The 19085-nt window shown below is 61.3% G+C and carries 17 protein-coding genes and 1 pseudogene; 11 read left to right on the top strand and 7 right to left on the bottom strand.

Going from position 1 to position 19085, the window contains the following annotated elements:
- Positions 1-149: 149 nt before the first annotated feature.
- Complete coding sequence (gene metH / locus G7020_RS13900) at positions 150-3860, top strand: methionine synthase (protein WP_181085385.1); 3711 nt, start codon at positions 150-152, stop codon at positions 3858-3860.
- Positions 3857-4183, top strand: coding sequence for a DUF5629 family protein (locus G7020_RS13895; protein WP_181085375.1), 327 nt, complete (start codon positions 3857-3859; stop codon positions 4181-4183). The genes metH and G7020_RS13895 overlap by 4 nt, the downstream gene beginning before the upstream one ends.
- A 130-nt stretch (positions 4184-4313) precedes the next feature.
- On the opposite strand, the gene G7020_RS13890 is transcribed toward G7020_RS13895, so the two are convergent.
- Both G7020_RS13890 and G7020_RS13885 read right to left on the bottom strand, forming a co-directional pair.
- Positions 4314-5216, bottom strand: a complete 903-nt coding sequence (locus tag G7020_RS13890; RefSeq protein ID WP_181085372.1) for a DMT family transporter — start codon at positions 5214-5216, stop codon at positions 4314-4316.
- 27 nt (positions 5217-5243) lie between these two features.
- Positions 5244-5591, bottom strand: coding sequence for a DUF1883 domain-containing protein (locus G7020_RS13885; protein WP_423835660.1), 348 nt, complete (start codon positions 5589-5591; stop codon positions 5244-5246).
- Between the two features lie 107 nt (positions 5592-5698).
- On the opposite strand from G7020_RS13885, the gene G7020_RS13880 reads away from it, so the two are divergent.
- The 3 genes from G7020_RS13880 to G7020_RS13870 all read left to right on the top strand — a co-directional run bounded on the left by G7020_RS13880 (position 5699) and on the right by G7020_RS13870 (position 9361).
- Complete coding sequence (locus tag G7020_RS13880) at positions 5699-6841, top strand: MFS transporter (protein WP_181085368.1); 1143 nt, start codon at positions 5699-5701, stop codon at positions 6839-6841.
- Between the two features lie 48 nt (positions 6842-6889).
- Complete coding sequence (locus G7020_RS13875) at positions 6890-7927, top strand: RNA methyltransferase (RefSeq protein WP_181085366.1); 1038 nt, start codon at positions 6890-6892, stop codon at positions 7925-7927.
- A 117-nt stretch (positions 7928-8044) separates the two neighbouring features.
- A complete protein-coding gene (locus tag G7020_RS13870; protein WP_181085364.1) occupies positions 8045-9361 on the top strand; it encodes a leucine-rich repeat-containing protein kinase family protein in 1317 nt (438 codons plus the stop codon).
- A gap of 203 nt (positions 9362-9564) precedes the next feature.
- Here G7020_RS13870 and G7020_RS13865 read toward each other — a convergent pair whose 3' ends face one another.
- A complete protein-coding gene (locus G7020_RS13865; RefSeq protein WP_181085362.1) occupies positions 9565-10074 on the bottom strand; it encodes an ATP-dependent zinc protease in 510 nt (169 codons plus the stop codon).
- A gap of 182 nt (positions 10075-10256) precedes the next feature.
- Between G7020_RS13865 and G7020_RS13860 the strand changes: the two genes are divergently transcribed.
- Entirely contained in the window at positions 10257-10679 is a 423-nt protein-coding gene (locus tag G7020_RS13860) for a 3-phosphoshikimate 1-carboxyvinyltransferase (protein WP_181085435.1), read from the top strand.
- Positions 10680-10688: 9 nt separating this feature from the next.
- Here G7020_RS13860 and G7020_RS13855 read toward each other — a convergent pair whose 3' ends face one another.
- Positions 10689-11756, bottom strand: a complete 1068-nt coding sequence (locus G7020_RS13855; protein ID WP_181085360.1) for a class I SAM-dependent methyltransferase — start codon at positions 11754-11756, stop codon at positions 10689-10691.
- A 169-nt stretch (positions 11757-11925) separates the two neighbouring features.
- Here G7020_RS13855 and G7020_RS13850 point away from each other — a divergent pair, with 169 nt between their 5' ends.
- From G7020_RS13850 to G7020_RS13840, 3 genes are all read left to right on the top strand, one after another.
- Positions 11926-12144: a DUF2970 domain-containing protein gene (locus G7020_RS13850; RefSeq protein WP_181085358.1), complete on the top strand. Its 219-nt coding sequence runs from the start codon at positions 11926-11928 to the stop codon at positions 12142-12144.
- 342 nt (positions 12145-12486) lie between these two features.
- Positions 12487-14145 carry a nitrite/sulfite reductase gene (locus G7020_RS13845; protein WP_181085356.1) on the top strand — a complete coding sequence of 553 codons (1659 nt, stop codon included), beginning with the start codon at positions 12487-12489 and terminating at the stop codon, positions 14143-14145.
- Positions 14129-14629 (top strand): DUF934 domain-containing protein, encoded by a 501-nt coding sequence (locus G7020_RS13840; protein ID WP_181085354.1) that lies wholly within the window; start codon positions 14129-14131, stop codon positions 14627-14629. Before G7020_RS13845 ends, G7020_RS13840 begins: the two co-directional genes overlap by 17 nt.
- Before the next feature lie 380 nt (positions 14630-15009).
- Here the strand turns inward: G7020_RS13840 and G7020_RS13835 are convergent, their stop codons facing one another.
- Together G7020_RS13835 and sohB are read right to left on the bottom strand one after the other, a co-directional pair.
- The gene (locus G7020_RS13835; RefSeq protein ID WP_181085352.1) at positions 15010-16002 is read right to left on the bottom strand and encodes a YhdH/YhfP family quinone oxidoreductase; all 993 of its coding nucleotides are present in this window, start codon (positions 16000-16002) and stop codon (positions 15010-15012) included.
- Between the two features lie 11 nt (positions 16003-16013).
- The gene (sohB, locus tag G7020_RS13830) at positions 16014-17039 is read right to left on the bottom strand and encodes a protease SohB (RefSeq protein WP_181085351.1); all 1026 of its coding nucleotides are present in this window, start codon (positions 17037-17039) and stop codon (positions 16014-16016) included.
- A gap of 181 nt (positions 17040-17220) precedes the next feature.
- On the opposite strand from sohB, the gene G7020_RS13825 reads away from it, so the two are divergent.
- Both G7020_RS13825 and G7020_RS13820 read left to right on the top strand, forming a co-directional pair.
- Positions 17221-17934: a histidine phosphatase family protein gene (locus G7020_RS13825; protein WP_181085349.1), complete on the top strand. Its 714-nt coding sequence runs from the start codon at positions 17221-17223 to the stop codon at positions 17932-17934.
- Between the two features lie 57 nt (positions 17935-17991).
- The gene (locus G7020_RS13820; RefSeq protein ID WP_181085347.1) at positions 17992-18306 is read left to right on the top strand and encodes an SCP2 sterol-binding domain-containing protein; all 315 of its coding nucleotides are present in this window, start codon (positions 17992-17994) and stop codon (positions 18304-18306) included.
- 196 nt (positions 18307-18502) lie between these two features.
- Here the strand turns inward: G7020_RS13820 and G7020_RS13815 are convergent.
- A pseudogene (locus tag G7020_RS13815) lies at positions 18503-19080 on the bottom strand (methylated-DNA--[protein]-cysteine S-methyltransferase).
- Between the last annotated feature and the right edge of the window lie 5 nt (positions 19081-19085).

Here is a 19085-nt window from a genome sequence, read left to right as displayed (position 1 = left end):
ACACGTTCGGCCCTACGAAGCGAATTCGCCCGCGAGCTTTTTAGCTTGGTCAATATGAATTCTGCTCATGCTAAATCGCGAGCGATCAAAAAACATGCAGCCTTGCTATCATTCGCACCCCTTCGTATTCCGCTTTTTCAGGTAGTCCCATGTCCAATCGCAACGACCGTCTCCAGGCCCTCCAGCAAGCGCTCAGGGAGCGCATCCTGATTCTCGACGGCGGCATGGGCACCATGATCCAGAGCTACAGGCTGCAGGAAGCCGATTATCGCGGCGAGCGCTTCGCCGACTGGCCGCAGGATGTGAAGGGCAACAACGACCTGCTGATCCTCAGCCGCCCGGACGTCATTGGCAATATCGAGAAGGCTTACCTGGATGCCGGCGCGGACATTCTCGAAACCAACACCTTCAACGCCACTCGTATTTCCCAAGCCGACTACGGCATGGAAGCGCTGGCCTACGAGCTGAACGTCGAGGGCGCGCGCCTGGCCCGCCAGGTCTGCGACGCCAAGACCGCCGAGACCCCGGACCGACCGCGCTTCGTCGCCGGCGTGCTCGGCCCGACCAGCCGGACCTGCTCGCTGTCGCCGGACGTCAACGATCCGGGCTTTCGCAACGTTACCTTCGACGAACTGGTGGACAACTACAGCGAAGCCACACGCGGCCTGATCGAGGGCGGCGCCGACCTGATCCTGATCGAGACCATCTTCGATACCCTCAATGCCAAGGCGGCGATCTTCGCCGTGCAGGGCGTGTTCGAGGAAACCGGCATCGAATTGCCGATCATGATCTCCGGCACCATCACCGACGCCTCGGGCCGCACCCTGTCGGGCCAGACCACCGAAGCCTTCTGGAACTCGGTACGCCACGCCAAACCCATCTCGGTCGGTTTGAACTGCGCGCTGGGCGCCAAGGAGCTGCGGCCTTATCTGGAAGAACTGTCCGCCAAGGCCGAGACTCACGTTTCCGCCCACCCCAATGCCGGCTTGCCGAATGCCTTCGGTGAATACGATGAAAGCCCGGCAGAAATGGCAGTCGTGGTCGAAGAATTCGCCGCCAGCGGTTTCCTCAACATCATCGGCGGTTGCTGCGGCACCACCCCGGCGCATATCCAGGCCATCGCCGAAGCTGTGGCCAAGTACCCGCCGCGTACTATCCCGGACATCCCCAAGGCCTGCCGGCTGTCGGGCCTGGAGCCCTTCACCATCGACCGCAGCTCGCTGTTCGTCAACGTCGGCGAGCGCACCAATATCACCGGCTCGGCGCGCTTCGCCCGGCTGATCCGTGAGGAAAACTACACTGAGGCGCTGGAAGTCGCCCTGCAGCAGGTAGAAGCCGGCGCACAGGTGATCGACATCAACATGGACGAGGGCATGCTCGACTCCAAGGCGGCGATGGTGCGCTTCCTCAACCTGATCGCCGGCGAGCCGGACATCTCCCGCGTACCGATCATGATCGACTCCTCCAAGTGGGAGGTGATCGAAGCCGGCCTGAAATGCATCCAGGGCAAGGGCATCGTCAACTCCATCTCCATGAAGGAAGGCGTCGAGCAGTTCAAGCAGCAGGCCCGCCTGTGCAAGCGCTACGGCGCCGCCGTGGTGGTGATGGCCTTCGATGAAGCCGGCCAGGCCGACACCGCCGCGCGCAAGAAGGAAATCTGCCAGCGCAGCTACGACATTCTGGTCAATGAAGTGGGCTTCCCGCCGGAAGACATCATCTTCGACCCGAACATCTTCGCCATCGCCACCGGCATCGAGGAACACAACAACTACGCGGTGGACTTCATCGAGGCCTGCGCCTATATCCGCGACGAGCTGCCCCATGCGCTTACGTCCGGCGGCGTGTCCAACGTGTCCTTCTCGTTTCGCGGCAACAACCCGGTGCGCGAGGCGATCCACTCGGTGTTCCTGCTCCACGCGATCCGCAACGGCCTGAGCATGGGCATCGTCAACGCCGGCCAGCTGGAAATCTACGACGAGATTCCCAAGGAGCTGCGCGAGGCGGTCGAGGACGTGGTGCTCAACCGCAACGCCAATGGCACCGAAGCCCTGCTGGCCATCGCCGACAACTACCGCGGCGACGGCAGCGTCAAGGAGGCTGAAACCGAGGAATGGCGCAGCCTGGACGTGGTCGAACGGCTCAAGCATGCGCTGGTCAAGGGCATCACCTCGCACATCGTCGAAGACACCGAGGAATGCCGCCAGCAGTGCGCGCGCCCCATCGAGGTCATCGAAGGCCCGCTGATGGCCGGCATGAACGTGGTCGGCGACCTGTTCGGCTCGGGCAAGATGTTCCTGCCGCAAGTGGTCAAATCCGCGCGCGTGATGAAGCAGGCGGTGGCACACCTGATCCCCTTCATCGAGGCAGAAAAAGGCGACAAGCCGGAAGCCAAGGGCAAGATCCTCATGGCCACGGTCAAGGGCGACGTGCATGACATCGGCAAGAACATCGTCGGCGTGGTGCTCGGCTGCAACGGCTACGACATCGTCGATCTGGGCGTGATGGTGCCGGCGGACAAGATCCTCAAGACCGCCATCGAGGAGAAGTGCGACATCATCGGCCTCTCCGGCCTGATCACCCCGTCGCTGGATGAAATGGTCCACGTCGCCCGCGAAATGCAGCGCCAGGGTTTCAGCCTGCCGCTGATGATCGGCGGCGCCACCACCTCCAAGGCGCACACGGCGGTGAAGATCGACCCGCACTACAAGAACGACGCTGTGGTGTACGTCACCGACGCCTCGCGCGCCGTGGGCGTGGCCACCACCCTGCTGTCCAAGGAAATGAAGCCGGATTACGCGATCAAGACTCGCGAAGAGTACGCGATGATCCGCGAACGCACCGCCAACCGCGCCGCCCGCACCGAGCGCCTGAGCTACGAACAGGCCATCGCTGCCAAGCCGCAGTTCGACTGGTCCGAATATGCCCCGGTGAAACCGACCTTCACCGGCTGCAAGGTGCTGGAAGATATCGACCTGCGCACGCTGGTGGACTTCATCGACTGGACGCCGTTCTTCATCTCCTGGGACCTGGCAGGCAAGTATCCGCGCATCCTTCAGGACGAAGTGGTGGGCGAAGCCGCTACCTCGCTGTTTAGCGACGCCCAGGCGATCCTGAACAAGCTGATCGATGAAAAACTGATCAGGGCGCGCGCCGTGTTCGGCTTCTGGCCCGCCAACCAGGTGGCCCATGACGATCTGGAAGTCTATGGCGACAACGGCGAACAGCTCGCCACCCTGCATCACCTGCGCCAGCAGACGGTGAAGACCGACGGCAAGCCGAATTTCAGCCTGGCCGATTTTGTTGCACCCAAGGACAGCGGCATCACTGACTATGTGGGCGGCTTTATCTGTACCGCCGGCATCGGTGCCGAGGAAGTGGCCAAGTCCTATCAGGACGCCGGCGACGACTACAACTCGATCATGGTCAAGGCCCTGGCCGACCGCCTGGCCGAAGCCTGCGCCGAGTGGCTGCACCAGCGTGTGCGCACCGAATACTGGGGCTACGACAAGGATGAGCAACTGAGCAACGAGGACCTGATCCGCGAGCAGTACAAGGGCATCCGGCCTGCGCCCGGCTATCCGGCCTGCCCGGATCACACCGAGAAGGCCACCCTGTTCCGCCTGCTCGATCCGCAAGCGGAGTTCAACAAGGCCGGTCGGAGCGGCGTGTTCCTCACCGAGCACTTCGCCATGTTTCCCACCGCCGCCGTCAGCGGCTGGTATTTCGCCCATCCCAGGGCGCAATATTTTGCGGTCGGCAAGGTCGACAAGGACCAGATCGAAAGCTACTCGCAGCGCAAGGGCCAGGACGTCGAAACCAGCGAGCGCTGGCTGATGCCGTACCTGGGGTACGACGTATGAGCGAAGCCATGACGCCCTGCCTGCTCGACCAGCTCGAAGCCGCCGACATGCTGCTGATCGATGACCTGCACGTATTCGACTTCAGCCTCGACGACGCCCTGCTCGATCAGGCCGACGCCGTCGCTGAAGCAGGCGAGCCGTTTGCAAGCGAGGAAATCGTCGTGACGATAGAAGCGCTCGACGGGCGCCAGCGCAAGCGCTGGCAGTTCAGCTACAACAGCGTAATGGAAGCCGAATACCAGGCCGGGGACGACAGCTGGCAACTCGGCCCGCATCGCCTGAAATGCCTCGCCGCCACCCGTGCCAGCAGCGAAGACGAATAACCACCAACTTTCCACTTTTGCAGGGTCGAACTCGTTCGGCCATTTGCGAGGCTCGTTGGCCGAACAAGTTCGGCCCTACGGGCAAACCGTTGGATTCGAAGGTGTAATCCGACGATCCCGGCCACAAACCTCATCTCTCGCGCCGCAGCAGCAAACCGATGGCCAGCACGACCAGCAGGCTGCCCGGCATCCACTGCCAGCCCATGCGCCCGGGCTGGTCGAAGAACAGCAGCAACATCGAGACGAAGGGCACCAGATAGCTGTAGGCGGTGACGGCGCCCGGCGTGAGCACTGCCGTCGCGCGCTGTTGCAGGAAAAAGGTCATGGCACTGGAGAAGACACCCAGGTAAATCACCAGCAGCAGGTCGAGCAGGTTCATTCTCAGCAACGTTTGTGGTGCTTCCCACATCATTCCCATCAGGCCGATCAGGACAGCGCCGCAGACCAGGCTCCAGAAGGTGCGCAGCCCGGCTTGCCTGGGCAGCACACCGCGCGCCAGCCCCCATTTGCTGAGGACTGGATACAACGCCGAGGCCACGCAGCCTAGAAAAAACCCAAGCTCTCCCAACCCCAGCTGCATGCCGGCGAAACTTCCGCCATTCTCTGCCCAGGCCAGCCCCAGCGCACCGCTGGCCCCAAGCGCAAGAATGGCCAGCAGCAGCCCTGCCGGCTGCTCGACGCCCAGCCCTCTTCCAAGGCAGTAGGCCAATAGCGGCACGCTGACGAACAGGGTCGCCATCGACAATGCACTGACCCGGTGGGCAGCCCAGAACATGGTGCCGAAGAAGCCCGCCAGGCACAGCCCCATCAGCGCATAGAGCAGCAAGGTCGCCAGCCCCGGCCTGCCTTCACTCTGCCGCCAGGCCAGCGGCGCCAGCACCAGCGCCGCGATGCCAAAGCGCATGGCCGTCAGCAGCAGCGGCGGCAGGCCTTCACTGAGCAAGCCAACCGCCGGAAACGACAGGCCGACGAACAGCGCCCACAGCAGCATGCCGAGGTGGGCCAGCGTGGTGCGCGATTTCTGCTCAGGCATTGTCCTGCTCGGAGGTTGGGCGTAGGGCTATTTCAATTGCGAGGGTGAGTTGCGCACGATCCTGATGCTATGGGTGAGCGCAGGCTTGCGGGTCACGCTGATCGCCCGGCGCGTCACGGTGTCGATGGTGATGTTCCAGAAGCCGGTGCTGGGGACTTTGATCTTCGCCGGGAACTTGTCGAATGCCCCGCCGTGGTAGGCGTGACGTCCGCCATTTCTGAAGCTGCGAAAATTCTTGTCGTTCATCAGGCGGATATTGCAGGGCTGCGAGCACTCGATGATCACGAAGTCATCTTCGTTGAGGTGTTCGCGTTGGTGAATGAACTTCATGTACCGCTCCGGGCCGCATTGCTGGTCAAGGCGGAAGGTTAACATGCGCCGGGGATGGCTCGGCGGCTTGCCATTCTGTGACCCGTGATGAAACGGCGGGTTGCATCGGTTCTTTGCGATAATGCCCCCCGCTCACTTCTTCGAGGTCACCCATGCCTGCGGCACCCTGCTCCGTCGATGCGGCATCGCCTGTAGCCCGCCGCGCCGCCCGTGCCGGCTTTTTCATGGCCGGTTTCGGGCTGTCCATATGGGCGCCGCTGGTGCCTTATGTGCGTGGGCGCATCGAAATGAGTGATGCCCTCTTCGGCTCGCTGTTGCTGTGCATCGGCGTCGGTTCGCTGACTTGGATGCCGCTCTCCGGCATGCTGGTGAATCGTCGCGGGATACGCCCTGTGGTGCTCGCCAGCGTACTGCTGCTGGCGCTGGCACTCGCAGGGGTGGCACTGACGGATTCGCTCTGGGTCCTGGCCCTGGCGCTGTTCTGTTTCGGCGGCAGCCTGGGCGTCATCGACGTGGTGCTCAATATCCAGGGCGTGCTGATCGAGCGCGAGACCGGCAGGCGTCACATGTCGAATTTTCACGGCATGTTCAGCCTCGGTTCGATCTGTGGCGCACTGGCGCTGACCCTCGCCCTGACACTGGGGCTGGCACCAGAGACCGCAACGCTGCTGATGATTACCCTGATCGTGCTGGCGAACCTGCTGGTCGCTCCCGGTTTTCTGCGCGACCGGGGGCCGGCGGGTGGCATGGCCTTCGTCCGCCCCACGGGCATGGTGCTGCTGGTCGGCATCATGTGTTTCGTGGTCTATCTGGCCGAAGGTGCAGTGCTGGACTGGAGCGCGCTTTACCTCACCGAGCGCAAGGCGCTGGATACGACGATGGGCGGCCTGGGCTACGCAAGCTTTGCGCTGATGGTGACCATTGGTCGTTTCGCCGGTGCTCCGCTGGTCAATGCCCTGGGCACGGCGCGTGTGATCGGCTTCGGCGGCTTGCTGGCAGCCCTCGGCATCGCCATCGGCCTTGTCACCGAGCACTGGGTATTTGCGCTGCTGGGTTATGGCCTGTGCGGGCTGGGCTGCGCCAATGTCTCGCCGGTACTGATTTCCTCACTGAGCCGGCAACAGGTCGTACCGGTGCATCAGGCCGTGACCGCCGCAACCACCATCGGTTTTGCCGGTGTGCTGGCCGGCCCGGCACTGATGGGGGTGATCGCTCATTACGCATCGCTGACCTTTGCCTTCGGCCTGGTCGCTTTGATGTTAGCCGGGCTGGTACTGGGCAGCCGTCGCTTCTAGTCATGATCTATGGCGGCGCGCCTGTTGCCCGCATAAAATGCGCGCCCTATGCGTATTTCAGATGTTCAACAGCAGCTTGCCGACATCGGCGCCAAGCCCGTGCACATCGGTCGGATGACCCGGGCCTGGCTCAAGGGCCAGCCGCTGGATGCCGGTATTCGCCATCAGAAAAGTGAAGATTTTCTGCCTCTGGCGGTACGCAACGGTCTGCCTGCCATCAACAAGATCGTCGAGAATCTGGCCAGCCTGAGCGCCGAGCACCCGGCAGCCGATGGTTCCGCCCGTCTGCTGGTGGCGCTGGCCGATGGTCAACTGGTGGAGAGCGTGCTGCTCCCTCGCGGAGGCCTGTGCGTTTCCAGCCAGATTGGCTGTGCGGTGGGCTGTGTGTTCTGCATGACCGGCAAGAGCGGCCTGCTGCGCCAGCTCGGCAGCGCCGAAATCGTGGCCCAGGTCGCCCTCGCCCGGCGCTTTCGCCCGGTGAAGAAAGTGGTGTTCATGGGCATGGGCGAGCCGGCGCACAACCTCGATAACGTGCTCGAAGCCATCGACCTGCTGGGCACCGAGGGTGGTATCGCTCACAAGAATCTGGTGTTCTCCAGCGTCGGCGATCCGAGGATTTTCGCGCGCCTGCCGCAGCAGAAGGTCAAACCTGCTCTGGCACTTTCGCTGCATAGCACCGATGCGGCGCTGCGGCAGGCATTGTTGCCTCGTGCGCCGCAGTTCGATCCCGCCGAGCTGGTCGAGCTGGGTGAAACCTATGCACGATTGGTGGACTATCCGATCCAGTACCAGTGGACGCTGCTCGAAGGCATCAACGACAGCCAGGCGGAGATGGACGGCATCATTCGTCTGCTCAAGGGCAAGTTCGCCATCATGAACGTCATTCCCTACAACAGCCTGGACGATGACGCCTTCCGCCGCCCCGCCGCCGAGCGCATCCACCAGATCATGCGTTACCTGCACGAAAACGGCGTGCTGACCAAGGTGCGCAATTCCGCCGGCCAGGACATCGACGGCGGTTGCGGCCAGCTGCGTGCTCGCGCCGAGCGCGCACTCAAGGCACCGAGAAAAATCGCTGTTGGCTAAGAACCTGTTCAAAGTCTCGCGAGCTAAGCAATGCAAGGCAAAACAGGTTCTAAGGCACGACCTGCGCAGTTGCAGGTCATAGAACGCGCAGCAAACAGCGGCAGGACCAGGACAGATATGCATACATTGGAGCGCCTCAGACGCGGCGAACTGGCAGGCATCACCCGGCTCGATCTTTCGGAAGACCTGACGGAGTTCCCGCAGGAAATCTTCACCCTGGCCGACAGCCTGGAAGTGCTCAACCTCTCCGGTAATCGGCTCTCCGGCCTGCCGGACGACCTGCCACGGTTGCGCAAGCTGCGCATCCTGTTCTGCTCGGACAATGCTTTTACTGAAGTGCCAGCCGTTCTGGGCCAGTGCCCGGTGCTGGAAATGGTGGGTTTCAAGGCCAATCGCATCCGCCGCCTGCCCGCCGCAGCCCTGCCGCCGAAACTGCGCTGGCTGATCCTCACCGACAACCAACTCGAAGAATTGCCTGCAGAAATCGGTCGTTGCGAGCAGTTGCAGAAGCTGATGCTGGCCGGCAACCGTCTGCAATCATTGCCCGTATCGCTCGCCAACTGTCATCGGCTGGAATTACTGCGCATTGCCGCCAACCAGTTGCCCGATCTGCCTGCCTGGCTGCTGACAATGCCGCGCCTGAGCTGGCTAGCCTTTGCCGGCAACCCGTTCAGCGATGCCATCGAGGCCGAAGTGCTGACGCAACATCCGTTGCCGCCGATCACGCGCGAGCACCTGGTTCTGGGTGAAGTCCTCGGCCAGGGTGCTTCCGGTGTCATCCATCGTGTCGACTGGCAGCCACCGGCACAAATTGCCAGGCCCATGGCCGTCAAGCTGTTCAAGGGCAGCCTGACCAGCGATGGCCTGCCGCACAGCGAAATGGCCGCATGCATCGCAGCGGGTGAGCATCCGAATCTTATTCGTGTTGCCGGGCCGCTGGTCGATCATGTCAACGCCCTGCCAGGCTTGCTGATGGAGCTGATCGATCCGTCCTTCAAGGTATTGGCGAGCCCGCCATCGCTCGCCAGCTGCACACGCGACTGTTACCCAGCGCAGCAACGCTTTTGCGCCGAACAGGTGCTGCGTATCGCCGCAAGCGTGGCCAGCGCCATCGGGCATCTGCACGAGCGCGGCATTCTTCATGGCGACCTCTACGGCCACAACCTGCTGGTCGACCCAGCCGGTAAAAGCCTGCTGAGCGACTTCGGCGCGGCCTCCTTCCATGATCCGCTCAGTGATGAGGGCCGAATGCTGCAACGGCTCGAAGCCAGGGCGTTCGGCTATCTGCTGGAAGAGTTGCTGGAGCGTTGTGATGACAGCGCACACGACCCGCGCCTGCAGCAAATGGCCAGCCTCAAGCGGCAATGCCTGGACAGCCCGCAGCAACGCCCCGATTTCACGACCCTGGTCCAAGAGCTGCCGGCTATTGACTAGGTTCTGTACGAAAAGTGTCTGCGCTCGGTGATGCTTCGTTAAAAATCGGTTCGGAATGCTCATTTACAGCTCGTAAACTCCGCTTCCTCACCGATTTTTGCCTCGCCTGACCTTCGCTCGACGACTTTTCGTACAGAACCTAGCATTCAAGGTGGCTGGAAGGGCCGATCACGAGCCCGGAGCCTCCACCTGGCAGTCTCATCTCAGCAGGCTGGCTGACCTGCCGTGTATTTGTCCGCAGGATCGATCGCGGCGCCCAGATCGCGAATGGTTTTAGCGCCAATCAGAAGTGGATAGCTGAAATGCCTGCGATCAGTAAGGTTCACCTCGGCCTCGTGTAGCTCGCTGCCGATACACAGTTGCATGCCGATGACCGGGCGCTCGACCCGTGGCGGCTCGTCATCGAGGTCAATTTCATCCACCTCTTCGGCGCGCGACTTGATCTGGCTGATACCGACCAGAGGCCTCTCATAAAGAGTGTCGTCGGCGCCTTTGACGGCCAGACGGAAGCGAATCCAGTCTTCACCGTCGCGCTGGAACCGTTCGATATCGCGCGCTGACAGCGATGCGGTCATGGCACCGGTGTCCATCTTGGCGGGCAGAATCTTGCCGATTTCTTCGATCTTGATATGTTCGTAACGACCATAGAGGACGGGGTCGGTCGCAAACGCTGGAAGCGCCAACAGCCCCGTAAGGAAAAGAACGCGAGACAAAACAAGCTCCTGTGTTTTGATAGTGGAAAACTATCGATGGCCTCCCAGCCACAGCGTTCCATCCGGCCCCTTTACAAAACGTTTCGCCCATTGGGTGCACAGCACGTGATTTATGACGTAACGGGGCCAAACACATGGCATGCACGGCTATCATTCATCCATTCTTCACCACCGGCCCCACCATGCCCGCATCCGATTCGACTCACAGCGCCACGCCTCTGGAACATGACCCCTTCGTCATCGGGTTGAAGCAGCGGCTCCCCGAAGAGTTGCGTGAAAGCTTCTCCGATGAACAATTGCAAGGCTTGCGCAGCGCACTCGCCACTCGCTCATGGGCGCGCCACAAGCTGGATCTGCGCGGGACCTTCAACATCTGGCGCACCCAGTACTATTTCGTGATCGTCGCAGGGCGCAACAAACGTGGTCTGTCACGCGCGCAGCAGAAGCTGTCGCTGGCGGCCAAGGCCGGTGCGATCACCTTGTTCCTGTTCTTCTCGGCGCTGCTGGGGCTCGTCATGCTCTATGTGCTGAAGTCCGCGCTCGGCATCGACCTGCTGCCCAATTACTCCCTTGGATTATGGGATTGGTTCAAGGGCAACCGTTGAGCGGAGCCATCAGCCTGCTCCAAGCCTCAGCAGTGTGTGGCCCAGGCCGATATCGTCGACCTGCTCGTCAATGACGAAACCCGCTTCCTCGACAATGGCCAGGAAGTCATCACTGCAATAGAAGCGGCTGTTGCCATTGGCCAGGCAGGTGAAATACAGCGAAGTGGCGTTGAGGCTGTAGGCCGCCGCCTCGAACTGCTGGCGATCCCAGAACAGCTCCAGAATGTAGACGCTGGCATCCGGCTGCATGGCGGCGCGAACCCGGCGCTGGATGTGCAGGATCTCCATGGGCGAGAAGCAGTCCAGGAACTGGCTCATCCACCAGACATCCGCCTGTTGGGGCAACGGCTGGCTTTCGTCGAGAATATTCATCGGATGCCCGTGAATCCTCTCGGCGAACCCGCGTTCGCGGGCGTTTTCCATCGCCAGGGCCAGCTGACGCGGCAGGTCGACGATGGTGACTTCAACCTCGCTATCGTGGGCGCAGCACTGCAGCGACCAGCGACCGGTATTGCCGCCGATATCGACGATCCGCCTCGGTCTGTGGGCGAACACGTGCTTGAGCAGCTCGGGAAAGGCCCGGTCGCTGTAATAATGATCGAAGGCGAACCAGCTTTGCCGCGCCGGCTCGGGCAGTTGCGCCAGGCCTTCGTAGATGGTGGGCCAGTCGCCCAGCTCTTTCAGCCCTTCGGGACGGCCATTGCGAATCGCCGCGCTCAGGTGCGACATGGCCCGATAGCAGACGTCCGCGGTGAAATCCATGTTGATGCGCGTCATCGCATCGTGCAGCAGGAAATGCCCGACGCGCGCGAGCCGGTAGGTGCCGGCCTGGAAAGTGACGATCAGCGCGCTCAGGCCCATGTCCAGCAGCACCTTGACGCCGTATTCGGACACCCCGCTCTGTTCGGCGATCTCCGTGACCCCGAGGCCGGCAGGCCCGGCCTCGTCCAGAATCGCCAGGATGCCCAGTTCCTGAAGGCTGCGTGCCGCCTGGAAGGCCACCGGTGCAAAGGCCAGTTTCTGCGCCTGCTCCTTGGCTTGCAGGGCTGTCAGGGGGTCCAGATCGTAATGACTCAAATCGCATCTCCTTGCCTGAATGAAAGCCTGCGCATAAGCGACCGCAGAACGCGCGCATGCCATGCCCGGCGGTTGCTGAAAAAAATGATCGCCGGCAGCCGCCGGGCATGATGCCGCATTCCACGACTAGACTTCCTGCAAACTGCACATAATGCTTGCGAGGTTGACCATGGCTGACAAGCAGGAACGCAAGACGCTCACCTTGAGGCAGATGCTGCAAAGCGTCCTGGCGGGTGCACTGGGCGTGCAGAGTGGCAAGAATCGCGCGCGCGACTTCGGCCAGGGCAAGCCCAGTCATTTCATTCTGCTGGGGGTGGGCTTTACCCTGCTTTTCATTCTGACGATTCTGGGCATCGTCAAACTGGTGCTGTATCTGGCTGGTCTATAAGCAGCTACTGCTGGCTGACCCAGAAAACCGCCGTCGCGACCGCCAGGATGATCAGCACGAGAATGGCGGTGGCATCCGCCCGGCTGTCGTTGCCATGATTGGAGTGTTCGCTCATATTCTTTTCCTTTTGTCGAAACTCACCTGCAAGGCAGTTAAGACCACCCAGGCGAGGCTCTCCACCCCCGGCGGTTCAAATACCTAAAAGCACTATTTCGTTCTAAACATATTCCCAAACATCACTTTTGCGCATAACCGCTAACTGGTATCTTGCCGCCCTTCCCTCAATGGGTGCGCGACCGTGCGCGCGACAAGCTGTAGACAGCCCTGAGAACAGGACACTCCATGTACGTTTATGACCAGTACGACCAACACATCATCGAAGATCGCGTACATCAGTTCCGCGACCAGATTCGCCGCTATCTAGCGGGCGAACTCACCGATGCCGAGCTCCTGCCACTGCGCCTGCAGAATGGCCTGTATATCCAGCGTTATGCGCCAATGCTGCGCATTGCCGTGCCCTACGGGCTGCTGTCCTCTACCCAGATTCGCAAGCTGGCGGAAATCACCCGCAACTACGACAAGGGTTATGCCCACATCAGCACCCGGACCAACGTGCAGCTCAACTGGCCCGAACTGGAAGACGTACCGGATATCCTCGCCGAGCTGGCCACCGTGCAGATGCACGCGATCCAGACCAGCGGCAACTGCATCCGCAACACCACTACCGACCAGTTCGCCGGTGTGGCCAAGGATGAGCTGGTCGATCCTCGCCCCTGGTGCGAGATCATCCGCCAGTGGTCGACCTTTCATCCGGAATTCGCCTTCCTGCCGCGCAAGTTCAAGATTGCCATCAACGGCGCCGTGAGTGATCGGGCTGCCATCGAAGTCCACGACATCGGCCTCGAAGCGGTGCAGAACGACGCCGGCGAACTGGGCTTCCGTGTATCGGTCGGCGGTGGCCTGGGTCGTACGCCCATCGTGGGCAGCTTCATCAATGAGTTCCTGCCCTGGCAACACCTGCTCACCTATCTCGACGCCATCCTGCGGGTGTACAACCGCTATGGCCGCCGCGACAACAAGTTCAAGGCGCGCATCAAGATCCTGGTCAAGGCGCTCACACCTGAAGTTTTCGCCGAACGCGTCCAGGCCGAGTGGGAATACCTCAAGGACGGCCCCAATACGCTGACCGACGCGGAAGTCGAGCGTGTCGGCAAGTTCTTCGTCGATCCGGCCTACAAGGCGCTGGAAGACCAGAGTGCCGCCCTCGCCCGGCTCGATGCCGAGCATCCTGGCTTCGCCCGCTGGCGCCAGCGCAACGTGGTGGCGCACAAGAAGCCCGGCTATGCCGCCGTCACCCTGTCGCTGAAAAGCACCGGCGTCGCGCCCGGCGATGTCACCGACAAGCAGCTGGACACCATCGCCGATCTGGCCGATCGCTACAGCTTCGGTGAAGTGCGCAACTCCCACGAGCAGAACATGATCCTCGCCGACGTCGAGCAGGCGCGTCTGTTCGAGTTGTGGAACGAACTGCGCGAGCTGGGCGTGGCCACCCCGAACATCGGTCTGCTGACCGACATCATCTGCTGCCCCGGCGGTGATTTCTGCTCGCTGGCCAACGCCAAATCGATCCCCATCGCCGAGGCCATCCAGCGCCGCTTCGAGGATCTGGATTACCTGTTCGACATCGGTGATCTGGACCTGAACATTTCCGGCTGCATGAATGCCTGCGGCCACCACCACGTGGGCCATATCGGCATCCTCGGGGTGGACAAGAAAGGCGCCGAGTTCTACCAGGTTTCCCTCGGTGGCAGCTCGGGCCGCAACGCAAGCCTGGGACAGATCCTCGGCCCATCCTTTGCCCAGGATGCGATGCCCGACGTGATCGAAAAGCTCATCGGTGTCTATGTGGAGCAACGTACCGAAGATGAACAGTTTCTCGACACCTACCGCCGTATCGGCATCGACCCCTTCAAGGAGCGTGTCTATGCAGCGAATCATTAAGGGCGATCAGGTCATCGATGAAAGCTGGCACCTGCTGCCCAGCAACGTGACCCTGGCCGAGCTGAGCAATTGCGACGATCTGATCGTGCCCCTCCAGCTATGGCTCGAACATGCTCACGCACTGAAAGCCCGCGATGGCGGGCTCGGTATCTGGCTGGATGCCGATCAGGCCGTGGAAGAGATTGCCGATGATCTGCAGCATTTCCAGGTCATCGCGCTCAACTTCCCGGTATTTACCGATGGTCGCCACTACTCCAGCGCGCGCCTGCTACGCGAGCGCTATGGCTACGAGGGCGAGATTCGGGCAATTGGCGACGTGCTGCGCGACCAGCTGTTCTACATGCGCCGTTGCGGCTTCGATGCCTTTGCCGTGCGCCCGGACCGCGATCCCTACGACGCGCTGGAAAGTCTGAAGGACTTCTCGGTGACCTACCAGTCGGCTGTCGATGAACCGCTGCCGCTGTTTCGCCGCCGCCAGGGCTGATTGCCGTCCGCACAAAAGAAAAAACCCGCAGCGTGCGGGTTTTTTCTTATTGATACATCCAGAAGTTCGGATGCTCGTTCGGCGTCATGTCGTCTGAATGCTTGCGGGCGAAGGTTTCCCTGATTTTTCTGGCCAGTGCTTTCATGATCGATTCCTGCTGTTGCGTTCAAGAGTTGCTTAGCTTCCCTCAATCGAACGCGCCAGCGAAATCGATTCTGCCTATGTGACTGATAGACCGTAGCCTGGATTAGCCGAAGGCGTAATCCGGGGTCGAAGGCATAATCCATCGCCATGCCCACGCCAAGCTCTTGCGCCAACCCAATGCTGGAAGTGCCTGCGGCGATTCCATCCTGCGAAGCTGACTATGTGGCTGATAGCACTCAGTCCAGACGAACCAGCATACGCCCTACCTGCTGGCCGGCAAGAATGCGTTCGATGGCTTCTGGCAGTTCCTCCAGCGCAATCTCCTGCACCAGGCTGTCCAGATTCGGCAGCTTCCATTGCAGGGACAGTTTGTCCCACATGGAAGCCTTGACCACCAGCGGGATTTCCACCGAGTCGACACCCAGCAGGTTGACGCCACGCAGGATGAACGGCAGAACGCTGGCCTGGAAGCCGACACCGGCGGTCAGCCCACAACAGGCGACACTACCGCCACGCTGCAACGACTTGACCGCGTTGAACAGGATATCGCCACCGACCGTATCCACCGCGCCCGCCCACTGCTCCTTGAGCAGCGGTTTCTCCACACCGCTCTGCAACGCCCCACGCTCGACGACCTGAGTGGCACCAAGGCCTTGCAGAAACTCAACCTGATCGGCCTTGCCAGTCACCGCCGCGACCTTATAACCGAGGCTGGCCAGCAGCATCACCGCGATGCTGCCGACACCGCCGGTAGCGCCCGTCACCAGCACGGGCGCCTCGCCGGGTTCGAGCCCTGCCTGCTCCAGCTTGTCGACGCACAGCGCGGCGGTCAGGCCTGCCGTGCCCAGAACCATCGCCTCGCGTAGCGAAAGACCGCTGGGGCGCTTGATCACCCAGGCGGCGGGGACGCGGATGTACTGGCCGAAACCGCCGGCGGTATTCATGCCCAGGTCGTAGCCGGTGACGATCACCTCATCACCCGGCGCGAACTCCGAGACGCTGGATTCGGCCACAGTGCCGGCGGCATCGATACCTGGCGTGTGCGGATAGTTGCGGGTCACGCCACGGTTGCCGCTGGCCGAGAGCGCATCCTTGTAGTTGAGCGAGGAATAGCTGACGCGAATCAACACCTCGCCTTCCGGCAGGTCCGCCGTGCTGCGCTCGACCAGCTGTGTGTGGAAGCGACCCTCAGCGTTCTCGCTGGCCTGCAGTGCTTTGAAAGCTGTCATGTGATATCCCCTTATTGCCAGAATCGTTGTTCGTTCAGCCGGCTCCAGCCCTTGAGCAAACCGTGCTCCATCACTGAGCCCACCGCCATGCCGAATCGCTCGGGCAGGCTTTTTTTCTCTGCGTAATGCAATTGGAACAGGTCCGCCTCGTGCGAGCGTGCGGCCAGGTATTCATCGCTGGTCTTGAGTTCGTCGACCAGATTCTTGCCGAGGGCGGCGATACCCAGCCAGACCTCGCCGGTGGCCACCTCGTCGATGGACAACTGCTGACGGTAGCGCGAGACAAAGTTCTTGAACAGTTCATGGGTGGTTTCCAGATCTTCCTGGAACTTCTCCCGGCCCTGGTCGGTATTCTCACCGAATACCGTCAGGGTCCGCTTGTACTCACCCGCGGTCAGCATCTCATAGTCGATGTCATGCTTCTTCAGCAGACGATGGAGGTTGGGCAACTGCGCCACCACGCCGATGGAGCCGAGTATGGCGAAGGGTGCGCTGAGAATCTTCTGCCCGATGCAGGCCATCATGTAGCCGCCGCTTGCCGCCACCTTGTCCACGCAGACCGTCAGCGGCACCCCGGCATCGCGAATGCGCACCAGTTGCGAGGCCGCCAGGCCGTAGCCATGCACCATGCCGCCACCGCTCTCCAGGCGCAGCACCACTTCGTCCCGTGGCGTTGCCAGGCTCAGCAATGCGGTGATTTCGTGGCGCATGTTTTCCACGGCGGACGCTTTGATGTCGCCGTCGAAATCCAGCACGAACACGCGCGGTCGGTCCTGCGGGTTTTTTCTGGCCAGCTTCGCAGCTTTTGCTTCGCCTTTGCGCTGCTGCTTGAGCTGATCCTTGTCGATCAGCGACTGTTCCAGCCGCTCGCGCATCGCCTTGTAGAAATCGTTGAGCTTGTGCACCTCCAGATGCCCACCCGACGGCCTGCCCCGTCCGCGCCGCAGCGAAGTCAGTGCGATCAGCACCACCACAATGGCGACCACCAGCGTCACGGTCTTCGCCAGAAAGCTTGCATAGTCAGCAAGAAACTCCACAGATCCTCCTCGGATTATCGACAGTCGCCAGCGGAACGCCGGCATGGCTCAAACCGGCCAAGCATACCGACCGTCAGGCCGATGGAGCCAGTGTCGAACAATTCAAACAAACGTATGATTTTTCGTTGACACTCCCTGTGGTTCTCCCTACCCTCGCGAAAATCGGGGTTCGGAGCAGAGCATGGGTAGTATCTACCTGATCAGACACGGTCAGGCGTCTTTTGGCGCGAAAAACTATGACGTCCTGTCACCGCTCGGCTTTCGCCAGTCAGCTGCCCTGGGCGATTATTTCGATCAACTGGAGCTGCGCTTCGACCGCTGTATCAGCGGTGAATTGCAGCGTCAGCAGGATACGGCACAGGCCACGCTCGAACGGCTGGCAAGTCGCAGCGGCACCCGTCAGCCGGAAGTCGAAATCGATCCGGCGTTCAATGAGTTCCTTGCCGATGAGGTGATTCGGGCACACATGGACGACCTGTTGAGCATCGAACCCGACGCCGTGCAAATCCTGCGCAACGCGGCCAATCATCGAGTCGAATTCCAGCGTCTGTTCAATCACGTGATCCAGCGATGGGTCTCGGGCGAGCATGAAAAGGAAGGTCTGGAAAGCTGGCAGAGTTTTATCGACCGCGTCCAGGGTGGCCTGAGCCGTCTGCTCGAGCAGGCTGGCCAGAAAGACCGTATCGCGATCTTCACCTCGGGCGGGACCATCACCGCGTTGCTTCAACTGATCATCGGGGTACAACCGATCAAGGCATTCGAGTTGAACTGGCAGATCGTCAACACTTCTCTCAGTCAGCTGAAGTTTCGCCAGCGGGAGGTTTCCCTGGCGTCCTTCAACAGTCACGCACACCTGGAACTGTTAAAGAATCCGGAGCTCATCACCTGGCGATAGGCTCCATTTCAAACGCGATCAGAGATCGCATGTTTTTCACGATAAAAGGACATACCCATGAGCACCGTCGACGAAACCATTCAGGGCATGAAAGCCAAGTTCAACGCCAGCGCCGCCACCGGTCTGGATCTGGTTTTCCAGTTCAACATCACCGATGCGGAAAACTATTACCTCATCGTCAAGGACGGCGCCTGCGACTTCCACAAGGGCGAATCGGCTGATGCCAACGTCACCCTGATCATGGACAGCGAAACCATGCAGGGCGTGATCAGCGGCGAAACCGACGGCATGCAGGCCTTCATGGCAGGCAAGCTGCGCGCCGAAGGCGACATGATGCTGGCGCTGAAGCTGAGCGAGCTGTTCCCGGCCTGATCGCCAGAGCGGATGTGACGAAAACCGAAATCGAGAGATTTCGGTTTTTTATTTCCGCATACCCCGCTCCAACTGAACCGTAGGGCCGAACTTGTTCGGCCTTTGCAGGCAAATTCCTGGCTGAATGAATTCGGCCCTACGGCTGCGGGTCAGGGCTGTGATTCCCACCTGGAATGCGCCATACGGACCTTCACAATCAGACGCCAGCTTCGCGGCGGAGCAGTTCACGCTTGCGCTCCACGCCCCAGCGATAGCCGGAAATATCACCGTCGCGGCGCACGACACGGTGACAGGGAATGGCGACGGCGATGTGGTTGGCAGCGCAGGCTTGCGCGACGGCGCGTACAGCTTTGGGCACCCCGATACGCTCGGCAATCTCGGTGTAACTTGCCGTGCCGCCTGGCGGAATTTCACGCAATGCCTGCCAGACACGTTCCTGGAAGGCGGTGCCGCGTACATCCAGCGGCAGATTCAGGCCAAGGGATGGCGTTTCGATGAAGCCGACACGCCTGCAGCGCCAGATTCGCACGCCCGGCAGCCGCGCTGCTCTGGTCGCCCTGGACGCGTCGGCTCGGTCGGTAACCCGCGGCTTCGGCTGCCTCGGCATTATCGAAGAACTCGACGTTCTCGCGCCTGGGCAGACGCGCGGACGAACTGGGACGGCAGTAGACACCTGTCGAACTGGCCGTCGGCGGCGCAGTCGCGTGTCCGGACGGCCTGCCTGCGGGCCTCATCCGCTGCGTACCCGGCAAGGGAAGGAACACTCGTGTTCATGGGCA

It is taken from the genome of Stutzerimonas stutzeri, assembly GCF_013522825.1.
GTDB lineage: Bacteria > Pseudomonadota > Gammaproteobacteria > Pseudomonadales > Pseudomonadaceae > Stutzerimonas > Stutzerimonas stutzeri_AK.
Note: the sequence above shows the minus strand (reverse complement) of the source record. Positions and strands in the feature narration are given on the sequence as shown.